This is a genomic window from Sphingobium scionense, from assembly GCF_014197035.1.
Taxonomy (GTDB): domain Bacteria; phylum Pseudomonadota; class Alphaproteobacteria; order Sphingomonadales; family Sphingomonadaceae; genus Sphingobium; species Sphingobium scionense.
The window spans coordinates 1-15698 of sequence record NZ_JACIEU010000031.1; the positions used below are offsets into that span (position 1 = coordinate 1).

General features: G+C 63.4%; 11 protein-coding genes. 8 read left to right on the forward strand and 3 right to left on the reverse strand.

Annotation, left to right across the window (positions count from 1 at the left end; genetic code table 11):
- Positions 1-91: 91 nt before the first annotated feature.
- Positions 92-847 carry a helix-turn-helix transcriptional regulator gene (locus GGQ90_RS24165; RefSeq protein ID WP_021228342.1) on the reverse strand — a complete coding sequence of 252 codons (756 nt, stop codon included), beginning with the start codon at positions 845-847 and terminating at the stop codon, positions 92-94.
- Positions 848-1100: 253 nt separating this feature from the next.
- Between GGQ90_RS24165 and GGQ90_RS24170 the strand changes: the two genes are divergently transcribed.
- From GGQ90_RS24170 to GGQ90_RS24190, 5 genes are all read left to right on the forward strand, one after another.
- A complete protein-coding gene (locus GGQ90_RS24170) occupies positions 1101-1358 on the forward strand; it encodes a sigma factor-like helix-turn-helix DNA-binding protein (protein ID WP_223178428.1) in 258 nt (85 codons plus the stop codon).
- Positions 1359-1758: 400 nt separating this feature from the next.
- The gene (locus GGQ90_RS24175; RefSeq protein ID WP_246428423.1) at positions 1759-2418 is read left to right on the forward strand and encodes a DUF7146 domain-containing protein; all 660 of its coding nucleotides are present in this window, start codon (positions 1759-1761) and stop codon (positions 2416-2418) included.
- Positions 2419-2589: 171 nt separating this feature from the next.
- Entirely contained in the window at positions 2590-4632 is a 2043-nt protein-coding gene (locus tag GGQ90_RS24180) for a ParB/RepB/Spo0J family partition protein (protein ID WP_021228344.1), read from the forward strand.
- A 331-nt stretch (positions 4633-4963) separates the two neighbouring features.
- Positions 4964-5959: an AAA family ATPase gene (locus tag GGQ90_RS24185; RefSeq protein ID WP_021228345.1), complete on the forward strand. Its 996-nt coding sequence runs from the start codon at positions 4964-4966 to the stop codon at positions 5957-5959.
- 3 nt (positions 5960-5962) lie between these two features.
- Positions 5963-8464, forward strand: coding sequence for a S8 family peptidase (locus tag GGQ90_RS24190; RefSeq protein ID WP_021228346.1), 2502 nt, complete (start codon positions 5963-5965; stop codon positions 8462-8464).
- A gap of 96 nt (positions 8465-8560) precedes the next feature.
- On the opposite strand, the gene GGQ90_RS24195 is transcribed toward GGQ90_RS24190, so the two are convergent.
- On the reverse strand, positions 8561-8839 hold the full coding sequence (locus GGQ90_RS24195) for a ribbon-helix-helix domain-containing protein (protein WP_021228347.1): 279 nt from the start codon (positions 8837-8839) through the stop codon (positions 8561-8563).
- Between the two features lie 223 nt (positions 8840-9062).
- Between GGQ90_RS24195 and GGQ90_RS24200 the strand changes: the two genes are divergently transcribed.
- Positions 9063-13343, forward strand: coding sequence for a strawberry notch-like NTP hydrolase domain-containing protein (locus GGQ90_RS24200; RefSeq protein ID WP_188084216.1), 4281 nt, complete (start codon positions 9063-9065; stop codon positions 13341-13343).
- A gap of 67 nt (positions 13344-13410) precedes the next feature.
- Here GGQ90_RS24200 and GGQ90_RS24205 read toward each other — a convergent pair whose 3' ends face one another.
- Positions 13411-14349, reverse strand: a complete 939-nt coding sequence (locus tag GGQ90_RS24205) for a Ros/MucR family transcriptional regulator (protein WP_021228349.1) — start codon at positions 14347-14349, stop codon at positions 13411-13413.
- A 194-nt stretch (positions 14350-14543) separates the two neighbouring features.
- Here GGQ90_RS24205 and GGQ90_RS24210 point away from each other — a divergent pair, with 194 nt between their 5' ends.
- Together GGQ90_RS24210 and GGQ90_RS24215 are read left to right on the forward strand one after the other, a co-directional pair.
- A complete protein-coding gene (locus tag GGQ90_RS24210) occupies positions 14544-15029 on the forward strand; it encodes a hypothetical protein (protein ID WP_021228350.1) in 486 nt (161 codons plus the stop codon).
- Entirely contained in the window at positions 14977-15684 is a 708-nt protein-coding gene (locus GGQ90_RS24215) for a hypothetical protein (protein ID WP_246428424.1), read from the forward strand. The genes GGQ90_RS24210 and GGQ90_RS24215 overlap by 53 nt, the downstream gene beginning before the upstream one ends.
- Positions 15685-15698: the final 14 nt, after the last annotated feature.

Below are 15698 nucleotides of genomic sequence, written 5' to 3' on the forward strand. Positions count from 1 at the left end.
GTGAACGATATTCCTGTGCGCATGCGCCAGACTCGCATGCGAACGCAACAAAGGGAATCCCGAACCGGACTCTTATGTCAGGCGGAAACCACTAGTGCTTGCGGAGCATCTCCGGGAAGCTCGCGAGACCGTCGAACAGCACCCGGGCGATCAGATTGCACCGCTGGATGTTGCCGTATGAGCGAAACACGGTCTTACAATGCTGATGGGCCGTATTCCTGGAAATTCCGAGGATATCTCCCATTTCCGCGTAGCTCTTGCCTTGGCCCAACAGCAACACGATTTCCCGTTGTCGTGGAGTGATCTCCGGAGGGCAGGCAACGCTCAATCCCGCGGCCATGCGTGCCTGCCGCCGCATTGCCTCGAACGCATGAGAGGCGGCGTAGAAGGCGGCAGGCAGAACCTCGCGGGAGATATCCCCCGACAAGGGCGTGGCGAAGGTGCAGCTCCCTGAATATTCACCGGGAAGATGGACGGGGATCGTATAGCCGGCCCGAAAATTGCGCAGTGCGCCTCGTTCGAGGATATGGCGGTGCCGCTCATTCAAGCGGTTCAACAAATGAGGATCGGGCCAGATAAACCCCGTATTTCGACCGTTGCACAGGAAATGGATGGGGTCATCCATATAGTAACCCTCATGGAAGACTTCGCTGAGCCAGCCAGGGGTATAGTTCGAGATGCCGAAGGACGTGGATGGTGGACTAAGAAGGTCGACATGATGGCCAATCGCGAAATGCCGGAAACCCAGGAAATAGGTAAGATGTTCAAGAACACCCTGTATTTCCTGGTTATCCTTTGCTTCGTAAAATGCCTCAATGATCGACTGATATTCCTGGGAATGTAGCATGACTGGCTCCTTCTGGAGCGGGCTGCGAAAAAGCCTTGTCCGCCGGCCGCCGCTCCAGAGCCGTCGGCCCCGAAACCTATCAAAAATGCTGCAAAGCAAAAATTTAGTTGTTACTTCAACAAGGTAACAACCCTCATTTCACGCGCACATATTGGTCGTCCGTGGGAAGGGGAGAGTGAGGCGAGAGGCGGGCTTACGCCCGGATTTCAACAACATCGCGAGCTTCGCCATGCCTCCCCGGATTCCCGCCAAAATGGTTCAAGCTGTTTCCGCGATGCTTTCGCGCATGCGAAACAGGCACCGATCCGCAAAAGAGTTGCGCGAAGATACACGATGCCTGCGACGCATCATCCGCTCCGAACCGGAACCTGGCCGACGGATACTCGAACTCTATTTCATCGAGAAATGCCCGGTCGACGATATCGCGATTCGGCTTGATCTATCCCCGGAAACGGTGCGCCGACACCTGCTGCGCGCAATACACCGCTTTGGAGAGGAGCGCATGTCTTGAACGGTTTGCGCTCGCAAGCTGGCCGGCATCTCCAGCGCTATCGTCAAATCATAGCCAGGTCTGATCCCCACTCCACTGCACCTCGATTCCCCCGCGAACTTCATCGCCGGCCATTCAGGGATATGATGGCATGAGCAATGTCAAGCCTGACCAACATCGCCGCGACGCCCTATGTGCCGACTCGCTCCGGTTGCAGGTAGTCGAGGCTGCGGGTGCAAATCTAGTCAAACGTCTGGGCGGCAGATGGCGCGGTGGACAGGGGCTTTGTCTCTGCCCCGCCCATGACGATCATGACCCAAGCCTCTCCGTCCGCGTCGGCGACTCTGCCCTGCTGTTCAAATGCTTCGCAGGCTGCGACACGATCGCCGTCTTACGGGCTATCCGCCGCCTTCACCTGGACTTGCCCGAGCGAGGCACCCCGATCTCATCGATCGGGCACCGCCCCTTTCAAATCGGATCGGGGCCGGCGCTGCGGGTCTGGGATGTCTCCAATCCGATAGCCGGCACCCCTGCCGAGGCCTATCTCGCTGGCCGTTTCCTCACGCCGCCCTGGCGCGACCTTCGCTACAACCCGCGCACGCCATTGGGGCGAGGGAGGGCGGCCGTCTTTCGACCTGCGCTCATCGCCGCAGTCCGCGAGGACCATCGGATCGTTGCCATCCATCGAACCTTTCTCGATCCCGTAGCGGCCTTGAAAGCCAATGATCTGACCGACCCGCGGATGATGCTCGGACGCCCCGGCCGCGGCGCCGTGCAACTGGCCCCTGCGACCACTATTCTTGGCCTTGCCGAAGGGATCGAAACGGCGCTCGCGGCGATGCGCCTTCATCGAATCCCGGTCTGGGCAACGCTCGGCGCCGAACGCGCTGCGCATGTCCTGCTGCCAAGCCGACTGGAACGCCTGGTGCTGCTCTTCGACAGGGATGCGGCGGGATGGAAAGCGAACCGCCAGATCCGTCTAGCCCATCAGCATACGGGTCTGGAGGTGTTCAGCCCATGGCCCCCCGTTCCTCATAATGACTGGGCAGATGTGCTCGAGAACATGCCGCGCGCGGCGTGACGATCACTCCAATGCGGAAATCTGTGCGCTGCCACGAGCGCAAGGGCGCTTCCATCGCTGACAATCCATGTCGCCTGCAATCCTGTCTCGTGCCGCCCCGGCCCGGCGCAGCAAGAGGGAAGGGAGAGGGGATGGGCGGTTCGATGAGCGAGCCGCACAATGGAGAAACCCATGTCCCAGACTCCCATTCCCGTACCCGCTGCCAATCTCACCAAGTCACCCGTCAATGTCCGGACCCGCAGCGACGCGGACGCCGACGCGGAACTGGAAGCCAGCATCCTTGCCCACGGTCTCATCCAGAATCTGGTCGGCGTGCCGGTTTCGCGCAAGAAGGGCCACTACCGGATTACCGCCGGCGGTCGCCGCCTCGATGCCGTGCATCGCCTGATCGAAAAGGGCAGCCTGCCGGTCGATCATGCAATCCCTGTCCTGGTCCTCGACAACGCCAAGAATGGCCGCGAGGTCAGTCTCGTTGAAAATTTCGAGCGGCTTCCGATGGGGCCGGGCGACGAATGCCGCGCCTTCAGGGATATCATCGAGGTGGAAGGCAAGACGGCGGCCGACGTCGCCAAGCGGTTCGGGCTCACCGAACGCTTCGTGATGGGCCGCCTGCGTCTCGCCAACCTAGCTGAGCCGATCTTCGAGGCACTCGAGAATGGCGAGATCACGCTCGATGTCGCCAAGGCCTATTGCACGACGGCTGACAGCGCGCGCCAGAAAGCGATCTGGGACATGCTCTCGGATAGCTACTGCGGCCATTCCGTCAGTGAAATCCGCCGCCGCATTAAGGACTATAGCTATCGGGGCAACGATCCCCGCGTGCTGCTGGTCGGTCGCGATGCCTATGCGGCTGCGGGCGGGCGGATCGAGGACGCTGACCTCTATTCGGACGCGGACGACGAACGCTGGATCGACACCCATATCGTCGACGAGCTTGCAATGATGAAACTCGCAGCCGAAGCGGACATGCTGCGCGAACGGGAAGGCTTTGCCGAAGTCCGTCCCGTCGCCAACACCCGCGTCCCCTATATGGACACCTACGCCCTGACGCCGCTGCCTGTCGAGGCGCCTGCGCTCAGCGAGGAGCAGGAACAGCGCAAGCTCGAAATCGAGGAGGAACTGGCCGAACTGGAAGCCGAACTCGAGGATGAAGGCTGCGAGCCGGACGAGGAGGACCAGAACCGCTACACTGCCCTCCAGACCGAGTTGTCGGCTATCGTCGAACGCGAACCCGTCGTCGATGCCGAGCAGAAGGCGAACGCGCTGGCTTATCTCGTGATCGGGCCGGACGGCCAGCCCCATATTCACCAGGAACTATTCATCGCGCCCGTCGCCACCGACGAAGAGGAGGAAGGTGACGAGGATGAAAGCCTCGATGATGGCGAAACCGTCGGCGAAATCCTCGCCGAAGAAGCCGGCGAGGACGAAGCGCGAAACAGCGCCCCGGTGATGAGCCAGCGCCTGCGTGAAATGCTCGCGATGATGAAGACCGAATTGCTCGCGGTCCATGTCGCCAGCAATCCCGCATTCGCGCTGGATCTGGGCACCTTCATCATGGTCGATCGCGAATGTCGTTTCTCGTCCTCCGACATTCCGAGCGATCTGCGCGCCTCGGCTCCCGCCCGCCTCCTCGCAGACTTCAAGCCGGAAACGGCCGCTGTGGCGGAATGGAAGAAGCTCGATGAGGCGCTCGATCGAAGCTGGGTCAATCACCAGGCCATCGCGGATCGCTATGACGCCTTCTCCGCTCTCCCCGATGAGGCGCGCGCAGCCTGGCTCGGCTGGGCCATCGCGCGCACGCTGCAGGCCGTCCCGATCGGCCGCCGCGAGGCAAGCTTCCTCGATCACGTCGGAACGAAACTCGAGATCGATGTCGCGGCCTGGTGGCGGCCGACCGCACTCACCTACTTCGACAAGCTGACCAAACCTGCCATTCTGAGCCTGTTCCAGGAGGTCGGTGGACTGGAGCTGCAATCGCGCTATGCCGGTTCCAAGAAGCACGATCTTTCGGCTTCGGCCGAGCGGCTTTTCGGAGGCGACGTCATCATCGAGCCCGAGATCAAGGAACGGGCGCTTGCATGGCTTCCGGAAGCCATGCGCTTTGGCCCTGCCGAAATCGCTGGTGAACAGGGCGCATCGAGCGATGATCGTGATGCATCACCGAATGAGATCGTCGACGCCGACAACGACGATCAGATCTCCCAGGCTGCCTGATCGGGACCGGGGGATGGGCTACGGCCCGTCCCCCTGGCTTCGAAGTTGAACGTTACGCGGCAAGAAGCCGAAATCGCGCCATTTGGGACCCACCTCCAACGAGAGCAACATGAAACTTGTCCCCTTTTCGCGCGAATTTATGATTATGCCGACGACTATTGCTCCTCGACGATGGAGCCTATACGCCCAACCCTTCGCCGAGCAAATCGACCCGACTGGGCTGCAAATATCGCGTCCCGCAACAGCTTGTTCTTCATTTCCCTTGGCATTTGCGTTATCGAATCAGGAACGAAGGGGGAAAATTGCGTGCGAAAGAAATCGAGTAGATTCAATGTCTAACGCCAAGCAGATATTGGCAATGCTGCGCAGTCGAGCCGAAGGCGACGACGAGCAGTTCTACTCGATCGCTTTGCAGGTGGCCGCCGCCGAGGCGCGGCAGGGTCGCCGGGACACCGCTAACGACTTGCGCGCGGCGGTCGATACCGCACGCGCCGCGCGTGGCGTCAGCCCATCCATTCCGATCGCTTTCGCCCGCCCGCGCGGTGATCTCGAAGGTCTCCTCGACCTTCGTGAATCGACGGTGACGCTAGCCGACGTGATCCTGCCGGCCGCCGTGTCGGAGCGGCTTGGCAATGCTATCCTCCAGCAGCGGCGACGGGATTGGCTGCGCGAACATGGCAAGGCGCCCAACCGGCGTCTCCTTTTCGTCGGCCCGCCGGGATCAGGCAAAACCATGACCGCCGAAGCGCTGGCCGGCGAGTTGAAGCTGCCACTCTTCATCATAAGGCTGGAGGCGCTCATCACCCGCTTCATGGGTGAGACCGCCGCCAAGCTGCGGCTCGTGTTCGACGAAACCCTCCGCCGCCGCGCCGTCTATCTGTTCGACGAGTTCGATGCCGTAGGCGGGCATCGCACCGCCTCCAACGACGTTGCCGAGATGCGCCGCGTCCTCAACAGCTTCCTCCAATTCATGGAGGAAAAGAGCGCCACCGATAGCCCGCTCGTGGCGGCGACCAATCATCCCGAGTTGCTCGATCGCGCTTTGCTGCGCCGCTTCGACGACGTGATAGAGTTCGAGCTGCCCTCCGCCGAACAGGTGCGGGCGGTGGTCAAGGCCAACCTCAAGCCGCTCAAATATCCCCGATTGGCGTGGTCCACCATCGAGAAGGCGGCGCGCGGCCTCAGCCAGGCCGAGATCGCGCGCGCGGCCGACGAAGCCGTCAAGGCCGCGATCCTCGACCAGTGCGACCAGATAACCACGCCCGACATCACCGCTCGCCTCGCCGAGCGCCAGGCGATGCGCACCGCGTTCTCCGCGAAACACTGACCTGTGGCGCAACACGACCGACCGCATCTCGACATTTCGGGACTGGCTCACAGCGTTGCTTTCAAGTCGCCGGGCAGCAATGCCCGGCAGCGCCCGCTCATCCGCATCCGCGAGGACCACGGCCAGCGCTTGATCGCCGAACTCGCTTCGGCTTTTCAGCACGCCGAGCAGGCCCGGCAGATGCGGGATGGGGCGCCGCCCCTTCCACCGCCGGACGGCACTTTCCTTGAAGTGGAGCTGTCGCCGCAAGCCGGCCCGACCACGCTCGAACGCACGCGGGAGAAAACGCGGCAAGGCGCCGTGACGTTCACCGAACAAGGCGCGCGCCGGATCGCCTTGTTCGTGCCCGACGACATGCGCGACGCGCTCGAAGCGGTGTTCCAGGATTACACGTTCGGGCCGCTCAACGAACGCACCGGCTCGCCCAAAGGGAAAACCCGCGTCGAGGCGATCGAGCATATCCGCGAGGCGCGCATCCGCACCTTCTGGCGGGACGATCCCGCCGCATTGCCCGAGGACCCCCAGGCGGAAATGTGGTGGTCGCTGTGGTGCTTCCGCGACCGGGTTGACCGCGTTCTCGAAGCCGCCGCCCAGCTTGGGCTCCATGTCGGCGAGGCCGACACCTTCCTGCGCTTTCCCGAAACCATCGTCGTTCCGGTCTATGGTCGCCGCGCCGCGATCGAGTTGTTACTGTTCGCCACGGGCGGCATCGCCGAGCTGCGGCGTGCCAGCGACAATCCCCATGTTTTCACCCATGACCTGCGCGACGAGGCGCGCGCGTTCATCGAAGACCTTGCCGAACGGACGATCTGGCCCGGCCGCGAGGCGCCGGCCATCTGCCTCCTCGATACCGGCGTCAATCGTGCCCATCCGCTGATCGAACCCGCCCTGGCGGTTGAAGACCTGTTGAGTGTCGATCCCGCCTGGGGCGGCGACGATCATGCGCCCGGCTCCGGCCACGGCACCGGCATGGCGGGATTGGCTCTGCACGGCGACCTCGTGGCGCCCTTGGCCGATCAGGAACAGCGACGCCTGACCCACCGACTGGAATCGGTCAAAATCCTGCCGCCCGCAGGGTTTCCCGCGAACGACCCGCACGCTTACGGTCCGATCACCCAAGGCGCCATCGCACGCGCCGAAATCCAGAACCCCGACCGCGCGCGCCTGTTCTGCATGGCCGTTACCAATGGCGGACGCAGCGGCGCCGAGGCGACCGCATGGAGCGCCGCCATCGACCAGGCTGCGGCCGGCGCCGAATCCGAGGATCAGGAAAACCCGTCGCCCAAGCGGCTCATCGTCCTCGCGGCGGGCAACGTCCCCGACCACGCCGATCCGGCGGAGATCACCGACGCCGACGCCTTTCCGGCGGAAGATCCTTGTCAGGCGTGGAACGCGCTGGCGATCGGCGGCTACACCGAAAAGAGCCAGATCGCGGAGGCCGGCTATGAGGACTGGTCGCCGATGGCGGCGGTCGGCGCCGGAAGCCCCTACAGCCGCACCTCCTATCTCTGGCGCGCCGGTCAATCGCCGTTCAAGCCCGACCTCGTATTCGAGGCGGGCAACCGGGCGATCAGCCCCGCCAAAACCGAAGCGATTGCCGGCCTCGACTCCCTTTCGCTTCTCACCACCGCGCGCGATGTCGGTCAGCGTCCGCTCGACAGCTTTTGGGCTACCAGCGCCGCCACGGCGCAGGCGGCGCGCCTAGCCGCGCAGATCGCGGCGGATCACCCCGACTATTGGCCCGAGACCATCCGCGCGCTGATGGTCCATAGCGCGCGCTGGACGCCGCTGATGACCGATGCCATCACGGCCTGCGCCGCCAAGCGCGACAAGGCGGATTGTCTTCGCCGCTATGGATATGGCCTTCCCGATCTCGCCCGCGCGCGCGCCTCCGCGATCGACGATCTCGCCCTTGTCGCGCAAAGGGAGATTCAGCCCTTCCGCAAGGAGTCGTCAGGCATCCGCTTCAACGAGGCCCATGTCTATCCGCTGCCCTGGCCACGCCAGATTCTCGAAGACCTCGACAATCTGCGCGTGCGGCTGAAGGTGACGCTCTCCTATTTCATCGAGCCCAATCCCAGCTTCGCCACGGCGATCGACCCGGCGCGCTATCAATCCTTCGGCCTGCGGTTCGACTTGAAGCGGTCACGCGAGACCACCGCGAACTTCCTGCGCAGGAACAACGCCGAAGGGCGTGAGGAAAATGACCCGCGGCCGGTCAGCGAGAATAATGATGGTTGGCTGTTCGGCGAGCGCACCATCTCGGCCGGATCGCTGCACGTCGATATTTGGGAAGGCCCGGCCGTCGAACTGGCCGCCCGAAACATGCTCTATATCCACCCGATCACCGGCTGGTGGCGGGAGCGAACCGGCCTCAAGCGCTTCAACGACAGAGCGCGCTACGCCCTCGTCGTCAGTCTTGAGACGCCGGAGGCGGAAGTCGATCTCTACACTCCGATCGAAGCGGCCATTCCGACGCTGATCGACGTCAAGATCGAAGGCTAAAGCGCTGCGCTGGCGACGCGGCAGCGGCGATATAGTCGCAGATGGCATCAACATGGTCACGCGCTTCCGGCGTGACGATGATGGAATGGGCCACCTTCAGTTGCGCTTGGTCACCCGCTTGTGCCGTTCGGCTAGCCCGGCGCGCACGTCGTCGAGCGGAATTCCGCGCGAGGGATCGGCCTGATAGGCATCATAGGCAGGGACGACCTCGTTGCGCAGCCATCGATTCACGGCCCGGTCCCGTGCATCAAGCGCGCGCAGCCCATCGCGAATGACTTCGCTCTCGCTGGCATATTCGCCCGACGCTACCTTGGCGCACACTGGCGCCGCCATGTCGTTCGGCAGCGTCACGCTGAACTGTTGGGTTGTCTGCATGGATAGCACTCCTTGTGGATCTGATTTAATCCCATTTGCACCATCCTTCAAACTTGGCAGCGAGGCAGGCCCGGGGATGGCAGTCAGCGCCTGAAGAACTGCGCGGTTCCCCTTGGACACGGTCCAATCATCCGCGCAGTATCGACCGCCCAAATCCGAGCACCCCAATGGAGGAGAGCGGGAAGGAGACAGCAGGATTGTCCTGTTGTCCCAAGAGGTGCCCATGAACTTGCCCCAACTCGCCCTGTCGCAGACCCATGACAGCACCACATGTCTGTCCGAGGTCGCCCGCTCTCTTTCCCACCGCCTGTGCAATGGCACCGCCGTCAGTCGCCGGGGCCTCAAGCGGTTGATGACCGTGGTTTTCGGCGACGACGATGCCGGCGGGCTCTGGTCGATGCGCGATGCCTATGACGCATTGGAAACCGCCCAGGTCCTCCTCCTCGCCGATCCACAAGGCTCGCTCCTTGGCGGCACGCCCGCCGACATATTCGAACGCCTGCGGCAGTTCGAGCGCGGCTTGCCAACCCAGACCTACCGCTCGGAAAAGCAGGTCGATCTCCAGCAGTTCAGCACGCCGATCACCCTGGCCTGGCTCGTGGCCATGGCGGCGCGCTGCCGACCGGACGATATCCTGCTCGAACCCTCGGCTGGCACCGGCATGCTGGCCGTCCATGGCCTGCGGGCAGGCGCGCACCTGATTCTCAATGAACATGATCCGGCGCGCGCCGACCTCCTGTCCCGAAATCTTGGTCAGCCTGTTACCCGCCATGACGGCGAACATATCCAGGATCTGTTGACCAGCGAGCAGCAGCCGACGCTGGTGCTGATCAACCCGCCCTTCAGCCGCAGCACCGGGCGCGGGATCGACCGTCATGCCGGCGCGCGCCACCTGCGCGCCGCATTGGCGTGCCTCGCCCCCGGCGGGCGATGCGTCGCCATCATGCCCACCAGCTTCTCGCCTGAAGGGGCCGCGGCGCTTGGCTATAATGCCGTCGCCGAACTGGTGCCGCCCCGCGCCGAACTCACCATATCGGGCAGTCCCTACGCCAAGCATGGCACGGGGGTCGATGTGCGGTTGCTGGTCTTCGACAAGGGATGGACCGGCACACCCGAGCGCCACGTCGCCGGTGACATCGAAGCGGCGCTGCGCCTCGTGCTTGCCATGCCCGATCGGCTCGATCCTCTCGAGCCGCCGTCGCTTGCCCCGCTACCGGCCGTCGCTGCACCCCGTTCCCTTGTCCCTGCCGCCCAAGCGCCCGCCATGCTCTTCGCGCGCATGAACGGCCAACGGCTTACGCCACCCTCGCGGATCGCGGCCACGGCGGATGAGGCGCGACCGATTATCTATACCGCGCACCGGGCGCCGCTTGCGCCTGGCGAGACCATCGGCATTTACTCCGCCTGGCGCCTCGCGCGGATCGCCATCGAGGATGCTTCCCGGCATCCCGACGACCTGGTCGAATCCATCGCCATGGCTTCTGTGTCGCTTCCGGCGCCCAGCTATCAGCCAATGCTCCAGGACCGCGCGATCAAGGCGCTGTCGGAGGCGCAGCTCGAAACCATCATCTATGCGGGCGACGCCCATGAGCGGGATCTTGCCGGTCGCTTCTCGGCCAATCTCGCCGGCGATCGCCTGATCGAGGACAGGGACGGTCACCACTATCGCACGGGCTTTTTCATCGCCGACGGCACCGGCGTCGGCAAGGGCCGCGAGGCGGCAGGCATCATTCTCGACCAGTGGAACTGCGGCAATCGCCGCGCGATCTGGATTTCCATGGCAGACCTGATCGAGGACGCGCGCCGCGACTGGACGGCACTGGGCGGCCTCGCCATCGATATCCAGCCGATCGCGAATTTCCCTCTCGGCAAACCGATCACGATGGAAAGCGGCATCGTCTTCCTGACCTATGCCGCCCTGCGGTCCGCCCGCCATGACACGGCATCGCGCCTGCAGCAATTGCTGGACTGGACCGGCGAGCACTTTGCCGGTGTGATCGTCTTCGACGAGTCCCACGCCATGGCCCATGCCGGCGGAACGGAAACCGATTTCGGGAAGGCTCAAGGGTCGGAACAGGGGCTGGCAGGCGTCCGGTTACAAAATGCCCTGCCCCGGGCCCGCATTCTCTATATGTCGGCCACCGGCGCGGCGAAGCCCGAAAACCTCTCCTATGCCGTTCGCCTTGGCCTCTGGGGACCGGGCACGGCCTTTACCACGCGCGACATGTTCATGAAGGCGATGGAGGAGGGTGGCATTGCGGCACTTGAGGTCGTTTGCCGCGACCTCAAGGCGATGGGCCTCTACACCGCCAGGGCACTGAGCTTCGCGGGCGTCGAATATGAGCCGCTCGAACATGTGCTGACGCCCGACCAGATCGCGATCTACGACGCCTATGCGGATAGCTGGAGCATCATTCATCGCGGGCTTCGCGAAGTGCTGGCCGAGATCGGCATCGTCGACCGGATATCGGGCAAGACGCAGAACGCCCGGGCCCGCGGATCGGCGCTCAGTTCCTTCGAGTCGGCCAAGCTAAGGTTCTTTTCGAGCCTTCTCGTGAGCCTGAAAATTCCCTCGCTCATCCGGGCGATCGAACAGGAACTGGCGTCGGACAACGCTGTGCTGGTACAGCTTGCGAGCACGGGTGAAGCCATCATGGACCGGTGGCTCTCCGAACTGACCGCCGAGGAGCGGCCCATGCTGGATGTTCAGGTCTCGCCCAAAGAGACGCTTATCGACTATTTGAAAAATGCCTTTCCCATACGCCAGATGCGGGTCTTCCGGGCAGACGATGGCGCCGTGCGCGCCGAACCGATGACCGATGCCGAAGGCAATCCGGTGCTGTGCAGACAGGCGATTGCGGCTCGAGACGCACTGATCGAGGATCTGTGCGCGCTTCCGGCGATTCCGACTGCACTGGACGCCCTTATCGCGCATTTCGGAACCGATCGCGTCGCCGAGATCACCGGACGCTCGCGGCGCATCGTGACCGATGTCACCGGGAAACAGAAAATCGAGAGGCGCGGCGCCCGCGCCAATGTTCTCGAAGTCCAGGCATTCCAGAACGGAAGCAAGCCGATCGCCGCCTTTTCGCTCGCGGGCAGCACCGGCCGGTCCATGCATTCCGACCGGAACTGCCCGACCGCCCACCGCCGGCGCGCGCATTTCCTTCTCGAGCTGGGCTTCCGCATCCTCTCGGCCGTACAGGGCTTCGGGCGCAGTCATCGCACCAATCAGATGACCGCGCCTGTCTATCGCCCGCTCACCACCGATTGCCGCGGCGAGCGCCGCTTCCTCAGCACCATCATCCGGGGTCTCGAAGCCTTGGGCGCCTTGACCAGGGGGCAGCGCCAGACTGGATCGCAGAACCTCTTCGATCCGTCCGACAATCTGGAATCGGACTATGCTCGCGACGCACTCACGCAGTGGTTCCATCTTCTCTACGAGGGCAAGCTGCGCAGCGTCTCGCTCGACGCCTTTCAGGCGATGACGGGACTTGAGCTGTGCGACGAGGGCGGGGAACTGCTCGAGCGCCTGCCTCCTATCCATCGCTGGCTCAACCGCATCCTGGCGCTGCGGATCGCCACCCAGAACAGCATATTCGAGGAGTTTCTGGGACTGGTCGAGGATCGCGTCGAAGCAGCGCGCACGGCAGGCACACTGGACCTGGGCATCGAGACCATCCGCGCCGACCGCATGGACCTGCTGTCCGATCAACTCTTGCGAACCGATCCCGTGACCGGGGCCGAGACGAGGCTATTGCGCCTGGAACTGCACCGGCGGCCTCCGATCACCAGCTGGGCCATGCTCCAGCTCGAATGCAAGGATGCGGACGATATCGCCTGGCTTCGCAATGCCCGCTCCGGCCGCGTGGCACTGCGCGTGCCGACATGGCCGGGGCAGGATGAAGAGGGCAACTGGATCGAGCGATGCTATCTTCTGCGCCCCACGGGGCAGTCCCGCATGGAAGTCGCAGCCCTGGCGGCCAGCCACTGGAACGAGATCGAGCGCGACACATTCCAGCACCTCTGGGAACAGGAGGCCGCTGAAGCGGGCAAAAATCTTCTGGTCGAGACGATCACCCTCGCCACCGGCCTGCTATTGCCCGTCTGGAACAAGCTGCCCGAGGATGATGTGCGGGTGTGGCGGATCGACGATGGCGCCGGCACATCCATCCTCGGGCGTATCATCCATCCTGCCGCCCTCGAACGGCTCGAAAGGGAGTTCGGGCTCGATGGCGGCATCGCCCTTGGTCCTGACGAAATCATCGCCGGCGCGCGTGTTGGGACCGGCGTTTCGATCCCCGGACTCGGAACTGCAAGGCTCGCACGGGTTCATGTCAACGACAGTCCCCGTCTCGAGATCCGGGACTATCGCCCCGAAGATCGTACCTGGCTGAAAGCATGCGGCGCATTCAGCGAGGTCGTGCAATTCAAGACCAGATTGTTCCTGCCGCCTGAACGGGCGCGGGACATCCTTGCCAGGATTATCGCCGAGCGCCGCTGATCTCGGCTCGGTAACGCACCGGGCAGGCGAAGTGCGGCGCGCTTCCGCCGCACTTCGCCGAAGATCGTCATTCCGCCGGTGCGGGCACCTCCGCCTCGCTCGCATCCTGCTTGGCCGCCGCGGCACGCCGCCGAGGCGCTTTCGGCTTCGCGGCTGGAGCGGCCTTCACGGCTGCGGCTTTCGTTGTGGCCTTCTTTCTGGCCGCCGGCTTTGCAGCTTCCGCCGCTGGCGGCGCGGCCGCAACTTCCTCTGCGGGCGCCGGCGTCGGGGCTTTCGCCGCAACCTTCGTCTTCGCCTTGGCCGGCGCCTTCTTCACAGCGGATTTCTTGGGAGCTGTTTTCTTGCCTGCCGGCTTTGCTGCAGCGGCGCCTTCGGGCTGTGCAGGCGCAGCTACCGGCTCCGGCGTCGGTTCAGATGCAGCGGTCCCGGCCGCATCGCCCAGATCGGCAAGAGCAGCCCTGACACGAACACGCCGGGACTTTTTCTCAGGGACAGGGGCCGCCTCGGTCACCGGTGCAACCTCCGGCACAGTCGCCGAAGCCCCTGCCGCTTCTGTCTCGGCCACAGGCGCTGCTTCGACTGCGGGCGCTTCAGCCGCCGACTGTGCGCCAATACGCCGTCCAAGCCCGAGCTGCTGCGCGACGGCACGTCGATGCTCCGAATAGGCCGGCGCGATCATCGGATAATCCTTGGGAAGATTATAGCGTTCGCGGTATTCCTCCGGTGTCAGCCCGTTGGTCGCAAGATGCCGCTTCAGCGTCTTGTAGGGCTTGCCGTCGAGCATGCTGATGATGTGCTCACGCGAACCCAGGCTTTTGCGGATCGACACAGCCGGAACATATTCGGGCGCTGCCGGCGTCTCCACCGTGGCTTTTCGTTCCAGCGCGTCGCGGGTCGCTTCGATGATCCCGGCAATGTCGGCCGCCGGCACCTGATTGTTCGAGAAATAGGCGCTCAATAACTGCACCGTCATGGCGGTGGAATCGGGCTGTTCGGTGTCGGCCACTTAAAACTCCCTGAATTGGAAGGCCATGAAGATGGCGGTGATTGTGGGGAAGAAGTTGGGGGCAACAGCTAAGCGGGAAAGCGCTGCTCATGCAAGCACCCTGTGCATCGCGCGCATGGGACCGAAAATGAGAAGGGGAGGAAGAGGGGAAGATCAGGACCGATTGAAGGTCTTGTTTCCATGAAAGGCGAACCATGGCCGACCACGTATCCGCCCACATCATGATTGGCGGCGTGCTTGCCCGCTCCACATATCCTCAACTCATCAAGGCTATAGGCAACGATAATCCCGCTATCGATTGGGATGGCACGCCGTTCAGCCCTGAAGATCTACCCTCCGATACGCCACTCGCGCTGATGGATCATGACGTCGCCGATGGTCGTTTCGAAGAGATCGAAGATGTCTGTCGCCGTCATGGCCTCCACTATGTTCGCTGGTCCGGCGGCTATCCCGGCAGTTTTCCGTCTGTTCGGGTTATTTACCTTGGCCATGGCGAGCCACAACTGGTTCTGACAACCGAGGAGGACGAGCAAGTCTTCCCAATTGAACGCATCAGGGAACTGGGAAGTGTCGAGGCGATCGAAGCGGAATACCGGCTTGCGCGCATGAATCCGCCCCCGTTGATCCTTGCCGACGACGATCCGGGCGATCCGGCTATTTCGGAGATTCTCCATGGCTGAGCATCATGTCCAGGGATCCTTCGCTTTCACTTGCACGGCAGCCGAAAGTGCGCTGATCGAGGAGGCGTGGCAGCATGCTGCCGACCTGCTGGGTAACTTCACGCCGGGTGAACCGAGCGCGGAGTTTCTCGCCGCCTTCATGCCGACGGACCTCGGCAATCCGTTCAACGGCCTGCTCGGGCTCTTCGATGATCCCGCCTTTCCCGATTTCGGCGCGGAGATCGAAATTGAGGGCAGCGTCGACTGTGTCGTCTCGATCTACGGCACCACGGACTTCCAGCCAGGCCCGATCGCCGAACTCATCCGCCATTGTTGCCAGGAGAGTTTGAAGGTCAAACCCGTCGGTTTCGACTGGAGCTACAGCTGCTCACGTCCCCTTCGCGACAGCTTCGGGGGAGGGTGGTGCGCGATATTCGCCGATCATGTCGAGTTCGAGACCACGCAGCAGCAGCTGGCGCGACGACTGGCCATATTCGCCATCGCGCCAGTGCGAGACCCGCCCGATCCATGGATCGACGACCCCGACCATCCTTCAGTCGACTGGATTGCCGAGGTCCTGAATGGCGACACGCGCCTTGGTTATCTCGACTGGACACTCGCCCGGATTGAAGCAGGCGATAGCGCCGATGCCCTGACGGTGCCTCCGCCGGCCTGACCGGCTCACACTAC

Bases quoted from the DNA above. Each gene is read 5' to 3' on its own strand.
- GGQ90_RS24185 (WP_021228345.1), top strand. From the start codon at position 4,964: ATGTCTAACGCCAAGCAGATATTGGCAATGCTGCGCAGTCGAGCCGAA.
- GGQ90_RS24170 (WP_223178428.1), top strand. From the start codon at position 1,101: ATGGTTCAAGCTGTTTCCGCGATGCTTTCGCGCATGCGAAACAGGCAC.
- GGQ90_RS24210 (WP_021228350.1), top strand. From the start codon at position 14,544: ATGGCCGACCACGTATCCGCCCACATCATGATTGGCGGCGTGCTTGCC.
- GGQ90_RS24200 (WP_188084216.1), top strand. From the start codon at position 9,063: ATGAACTTGCCCCAACTCGCCCTGTCGCAGACCCATGACAGCACCACA.
- GGQ90_RS24165 (WP_021228342.1), bottom strand. From the start codon at position 847: ATGCTACATTCCCAGGAATATCAGTCGATCATTGAGGCATTTTACGAA.
- GGQ90_RS24180 (WP_021228344.1), top strand. From the start codon at position 2,590: ATGTCCCAGACTCCCATTCCCGTACCCGCTGCCAATCTCACCAAGTCA.
- GGQ90_RS24195 (WP_021228347.1), bottom strand. From the start codon at position 8,839: ATGCAGACAACCCAACAGTTCAGCGTGACGCTGCCGAACGACATGGCG.